The sequence below is a fragment of the Marinobacter sp. SS5-14b genome, assembly GCF_030541005.1.
Taxonomy (GTDB): Bacteria; Pseudomonadota; Gammaproteobacteria; order Pseudomonadales; family Oleiphilaceae; genus Marinobacter.
On record NZ_JASSVM010000021.1, the window covers coordinates 1 to 5,923 of the forward strand.

Consider the following 5,923-nt stretch of genomic DNA (forward strand, 5'->3'; position numbering starts at 1 on the left):
CTTGGCCAGCTCGGCAGCCATAGCTTTGAGTTTTTCTTGGTCCACTTGTGTACCCACGATGGTATCCTTTTGAAAAGATTACTCAGTCGTGGGCAGTTACACAATTTGGTTTACAGGCTCCCAACCGTTCTTCGACACTCTCTGCTGCGCGATCATATTCGTCAAAACAATCATTTTCCTTGCAGCAGGTACGCATAGGGTCAAACTCAAACAGCGCGCGGGAAATACTGGCAGCTTTCAGTACGGTGCTCATGGCTCCTCCTGTTCGTTTCTTTAGGGTAGCAAAGCGATACGACACATCGTGTCCCGGACATTGTTTATACAAAAGATTGGGCCGTCTAGTTGCCCTCGCTAAGCCGGACACCATTCCATTCATTTGATGCCAGTTCCGCCCGGTACTCTCAGGGTGATTTCATTTTCAGCCCCTTGTGTGGGTGGCTGCGGTTATTGTCCTCGATCCATTCCGGCAGCTTCGCCATAACAGAGGTTCTCATGTTGTGTGGGAAAAAGAAAGCCGCTCAAGAAGCTGCAGATCGTTTGAGGGCTAACGTTTTCTATGATTAGTCGGCGGCATCCATGAAACCGGAATCACAAGCCAAAGCCTTGGTTGCCACAGTCATCCGACTACAGGATCACCGTGGCTGGAATCCGGATCAGGGCAGTTACTGGAGGTCCTCTCTCACCGAGGTCAAGGTGATCATCAATCACGCCTCTCGGTCTACTCCAAGAACACATATCACGATTGCGGGCCAGATATAGGCTTCTAGTACTCATAAACAAAGAAACCACTCCAAGCAATTAGCAGCCATCTAGCAATGCTTGAAGACGCCTGATTTCTGCTTCGATAGATTGAGGGTCCTCGGCTTCATCAATATAGGCCCCCTTGGTCAAATCGAACCACTTGCTATCAGCTATCAATACTTGCTCAATTTGCCTGTCCCCCGGGCGAGCTGTAGCACTGCGGTCCAGAATAGCTTGCTGGAGCGCGTCTTTACTATCAGGCACGCCATGGTTTATGAAGACGGTCGTTCCTTTTGATGCAGCCGGATATCCGCCGAGCTCAAATACGTTATCTATCAAACGATCTTGATCGCCATGGCCAGAATAGTGCGACGACATATCAACAACCTCGGCACCATCTTGATTTCCTTCCAAAAGCGCCCTGCCAGCAGAGCCTGCCGCTTGGAAACCGGTTAATATGATTGTGTTCTTTGGGTCATCCTTGAGGAGTCGGAGGTACTCTGAGGATGGTCCTCGATCACACATCCCGGAACTCGCCAGTATGACATCGGCACTCTTCAGATTATGTTCACATGGACTCATTGTTCCACTTACCCGAACGGAGGCTGCCGCACCGAACGTCATCCTCTGATTTGTTACCGATTTTCCTTTATGCAGAGCCCCATAAAGCTCGACGATATCTTGGTTAGTGCAAAAGGCCCTCTGGGTTAGCTCATTGCTTAAGTACTGCATTTTTCCATTCTTCAACACTTTACCCAGCTGTTCGGAATAAACACGATTGATTCGATTGCTCAGAGGGCTATGGCATAGAACCCTAAGCTGCGACGTGTCAGGCAGCTCCCATTGAAGGCGCTCATCCTGGTTCGCAGCGATCGTCCAGAGGTCGGCGATGAGCTCCTGCATTCGATGGAATGCAAAACAAGGAATCAATACCTTTCCGCCTTTTTGACAGACAGTTCGGCAAATAATGTCCGCTAAATTCGAGGTTCTGGTTTGCCAACATTTCGCCTCCCGGCGTCTATTGCCGTAGGTTGACTCGGTAACGATATATTCGGCGTTCGGATACGGGCTGTGGTCCGCTTTCAGTAGCGGAAGATAAGGGTTGTCGTCAGTTTGGCAACCGAGATCCCCACTAAAATGGATGGATGCAAAGTCCTTTAGCTTGGCTCCCGGCTCTTTCGCCCATGAGACTGAAACCGAACAGCCCCCCAAAACATGCGAACCTCGGTTATACGTCGCTATTAAGTCCTCTGAGAGAGTCAAAATGCGCCCCCAACTGAAGTCTCCTCCATCGATCACATGCCAATTGATCCCATCAACATCATCTTGGGAGTACAGCTGCGAAAGATTCGCAGCATCAGCCAGCAACTCAGTCGCAACCTCCTTCGTTGCTTGAGTGCAGTAGACCCAGCCCCGGAATCCCTCGGACACGAGTTTGGGTATCAGCCCACAATGATCAATATGAGCATGAGTGAGCAGCACGTACTGAATCTCAGCCGGGTTAAATGGAAAGGCTTTGCGGTTTAACCACTCAATATGGTGGGGCCCCTGATGAATCCCACAGTCCACCAAGAACTGGGTATCTGACTCCGTATGCCAAAGCCAACTACAAGAACCGGTCACACCCTGAATCGCGCCTACAAATTTTACTTTAAGCATCAGTTCACCTCAGAGAATTCTTGCGCCAGGAACATAACCGCCAGCTTGAGCGATTTCTTCTTTGATGGTTTGCTCCGGCAGAGCATCTAGGCCCAGCCACTCTCTGAGTGCATTCAAATGGTCCAGTACGTGCCTGCCGGAAATCTTTGGAATAACGATGGTACGCAAAGGATGATGAAAGCCCGCGGGCACCATTGAGAGCTGATCGTTACCAAGTTCAATCACCAGGCTGTAGTTACAGTCACGACTTAGAAACAGACGAACCCGGTAGGTGGTCCAATAGTCCAAGTCCCAGTTTGAGCATGTACTCAAGCTAGGGAATTCCAAGCGCCCCATGCGCTCAAACGTAGGAGATATCACTTGCTGAGGTCGATTCCCCGGCACTTTGAAAATGCTTTCTTCTGAAAACGGGAGGCCGAGCTTTGCGCTCTTAAACTCGCTTTGCTCCTCCCGGATCAGGTCGCCGGTAAGGACAAACTCAACTCTTTCGACGAGGTCCCGCCTCTTGGGTGGGTTATTCAAGGAAAGCGGCTTTGCAAGACCAGCTTTCTGGTAACACTGTTCCTCTTGCAGCAATAGAAAAGCCGCGCCCACTGATACCAGATCAAGTGTATTTAGGTTTTGCGGCCCTAAACCTACTCCGTAGCCTAGCGCTTTCTTCTCTAACCCCTTATTGCGGGGTAAATCCGAACGCCCCCCCGAGACAGGAATCTCATCAAGAAATTCGATGTCAACGTGGGTCGACGCCCAAAAAAACTCTTCAATATCATCTGGTGCCGGTTTCTCTTTATCGAATCTGCGGTATCTCCGTTTAACGGCCTCAAGCCATTCAGAAAATTCTGCACTCAATAAAAACTTCTCAAAACGGGACAGCTTCTCGCGGACTTCAGCTGGCTTTAAAGTCGGTAACTCACAGACGCCAGTCGGCAGTGGAGTTATTGATCTTGCAAGCTGGTGCAGGAAGTCTGGATCGCTTAACGTATTCAGGATGTGATCAACATGCCTTTTCCTAGATATGGCCTCTTCGTCATCAAGAAAGTCGGATATCGAGTCTGCAACCTCTGCAAAAACATACTGCCCCGGAACGCCTCGCGGCTGACCGTATTTCTCAATCAGATGTTCTTTTTGATGTGGCTTCAAGTGCCACTTACCCTTCAATCCTTCCGATATTCGAGAGGCAGTAACATCAAGCTCAAGCGCTAAACGTTGACTATTAATTCGCTTGGGCGATGCAAGCGCGTGTCTCAGCAATTGCTCGGTTTCTGAGGCGGACAGGTTCACGTTCTCAAGCATTCTGTATCTCCAGTCGTTGGTTAATCATCACGAACGACACTACCAAAATTCAATTACGTTAATATCGTAATTTAACCGTAATTGTTTCCGTATAGATAGCTTTTCAATCCATCCTGCTTCAATTGCACTGGAGGTATGCATTTTCGGGTCACTGGCATTCTCAGTGTTCATTGGTCTATACAGGAAAAACATCGCCTTTTGATACCCAGGGGGTTCCGTGGAGCAAAACGACCAAATCACCCGGCAATCGCTTTACGAAGAAGTTTGGGCTGAGCCCGTCTCCCGGATCGCGCCTCACTACGGAATCTCAGGAGTCGCGCTCGGGAAGGTGTGTCGAAAATACAAAATACCACTACCTCCCCGCGGCTACTGGGCCAAAGTGAGGGCCGGACACTCACCGAAAAAGCCCCCATTACCAACTGCGAAGAAGTTTGATGATTGCTCGTTACCCCTCAGCCGATCGCCCACTCACGACCCCGACACCCCCGGCAAAGCCCAGAAGATTGCGCTTACAGCCAAAGATCGTGTCGGCTTCATCGATGTAGCGGAGGAACTTCAATCACCGCACCCATTGATCCGAGCTGCTTCTAAAACGCTACGGCGAAAAACGGGTTGCGATGACTACAAGGGTCTTCGTTCGGCCCCCGGAGAAGTACTTCATTTCGAGGTGACTCACGGAGCCCTTGATCGGGCCCTGTTGATAGGTGATGCCTTGATAAAAGCCTTTGAGTGCCGGGGCATAAAGGTGTGGGTCGACGCTGAAAAAAACCTCACCCTCGTTGGCTTGGGCGAAACCGCACTCGCATTAAGAATAAGCGAGCATGTGACGCGAACAAAACACGAGGTCACTGCGGCTGAGAAAAAAGCCATCGATCGCTGGCGCTCCTCCTCGCATGGCTGGGGAATCGGTAATGAATACCCCGGACCACCTGATTACGATTACCACCCTACTGGAAAACTCACGATATCGATCGGAGCTTACCCATCGAGAAACTGGGGAGACACGCCCAAGACATCGTTAGAGCAGCGACTGCATCAGGTTGTTGCCGGGGCATTGGATCTGATTGAGGAATATCGCATCCAGGCCGAGAAACAAGAACGCAGACGCAGGGCCTGGCAAGAAACTAAAGATCGGTATGACCGGCAAATAGCGCTCCGAAAACACGAACAGAGTCAGGTCGCAAGACTTAAGGTCAACGCAGCCCAGTGGCAGGAATCTGAACGGTTGCGGCAATACATCGAGGCCGTTGAACGGTCTGCGACCCGAAACGGCAAGCTCGACGAAGAACTCGCAGACTGGTTGAGCTGGGCTCGGATCAAAGCGGATTGCATCGACCCATTGATCGCTGTATCCGATATTATTCTCGATAGCCCGGAGCCTAAGTCGCCGGGTCCTTATTATTAAACTTGGAGGCGGACTGCCTTTGGTCGGAGTGGCCCGCGACGGGCTCATCACCTTGAAATACAGTAATTGGGCATGGTTCGACAAAAGTGAGAACTGGCGGCAAACAGGGTCACGACAGCCAATATCGACGGAACTAGCACCGTAGTGGACTCCAAATGCACTTACGAGTCTACGGCCTTTAGTCAGCAGTCGGATAAAAATTTAAACGTTCTCTCTGAGTCCACTTGGAGGCCACTTGGAGGCCACTTGGAGGCCACTTGGAGGACACTCGATCGGCGACTCTGCTCCCCAAAGCTTCACGCTCAAGGCCAAGGCTTTGAAAACACGTAAAAATTGCGTTAACTCTGCTGGACAATCAGTATCTCGGCAGGCAAAGTTAAAAACAGAATTGAGGCATCAGCCTCCGCGTGTAGCTGGCACCGTAAAACCCAACAGCATTTCCAAGATTGATCGCTTATCGGTCAAACCAAAGTGCCCAGCAGGGCAGTCCTTATACATATTTCCTTTCTGGATTCATCCCTACCAAAGGCCCTGCGGGCCAAACTGCATCCGCAAAGTCCATGCGTTCGCGATTTCTATAAGATCCTGGGATAGCTCTTGTCAGCCTCACGTCACATGTGATCGAGGCTGAGCATCGAAAGCCCTCCCCCAACGCGGTGTCACCGCGGCTACCAAATTGGTTTCAACCAAAGGGCCTCCACAGACCCCCTCTGGCAGGATAGTTGGCACTACTTAATTTTTAACCAGTTGGGCGGTTCAGGTGTTGATAGTGCCTCGTTATTCCGAAGAACGTAAAGCCGCCGTGCTGGCGAAGTTGTCGCCGCC

At 50.7% G+C, this 5,923-nt stretch carries 4 protein-coding genes; 1 reads left to right on the plus strand and 3 read right to left on the minus strand.

The features are described from left to right. Positions 1-82 precede the first annotated feature (82 nt). From QPL95_RS18190 to QPL95_RS18200, 3 genes are all read right to left on the minus strand, one after another. Positions 83-253, minus strand: coding sequence for a hypothetical protein (locus QPL95_RS18190; protein WP_303292336.1), 171 nt, complete (start codon positions 251-253; stop codon positions 83-85). A gap of 545 nt (positions 254-798) precedes the next feature. Continuing rightward, positions 799-2,400, minus strand: coding sequence for an MBL fold metallo-hydrolase (locus QPL95_RS18195; protein WP_303292337.1), 1,602 nt, complete (start codon positions 2,398-2,400; stop codon positions 799-801). A gap of 9 nt (positions 2,401-2,409) precedes the next feature. Continuing rightward, positions 2,410-3,693, minus strand: coding sequence for a hypothetical protein (locus QPL95_RS18200; RefSeq protein ID WP_303292338.1), 1,284 nt, complete (start codon positions 3,691-3,693; stop codon positions 2,410-2,412). A 217-nt stretch (positions 3,694-3,910) separates the two neighbouring features. Between QPL95_RS18200 and QPL95_RS18205 the strand changes: the two genes are divergently transcribed. Further along, entirely contained in the window at positions 3,911-5,098 is a 1,188-nt protein-coding gene (locus tag QPL95_RS18205; RefSeq protein WP_303292339.1) for a hypothetical protein, read from the plus strand. Positions 5,099-5,923: the final 825 nt, after the last annotated feature.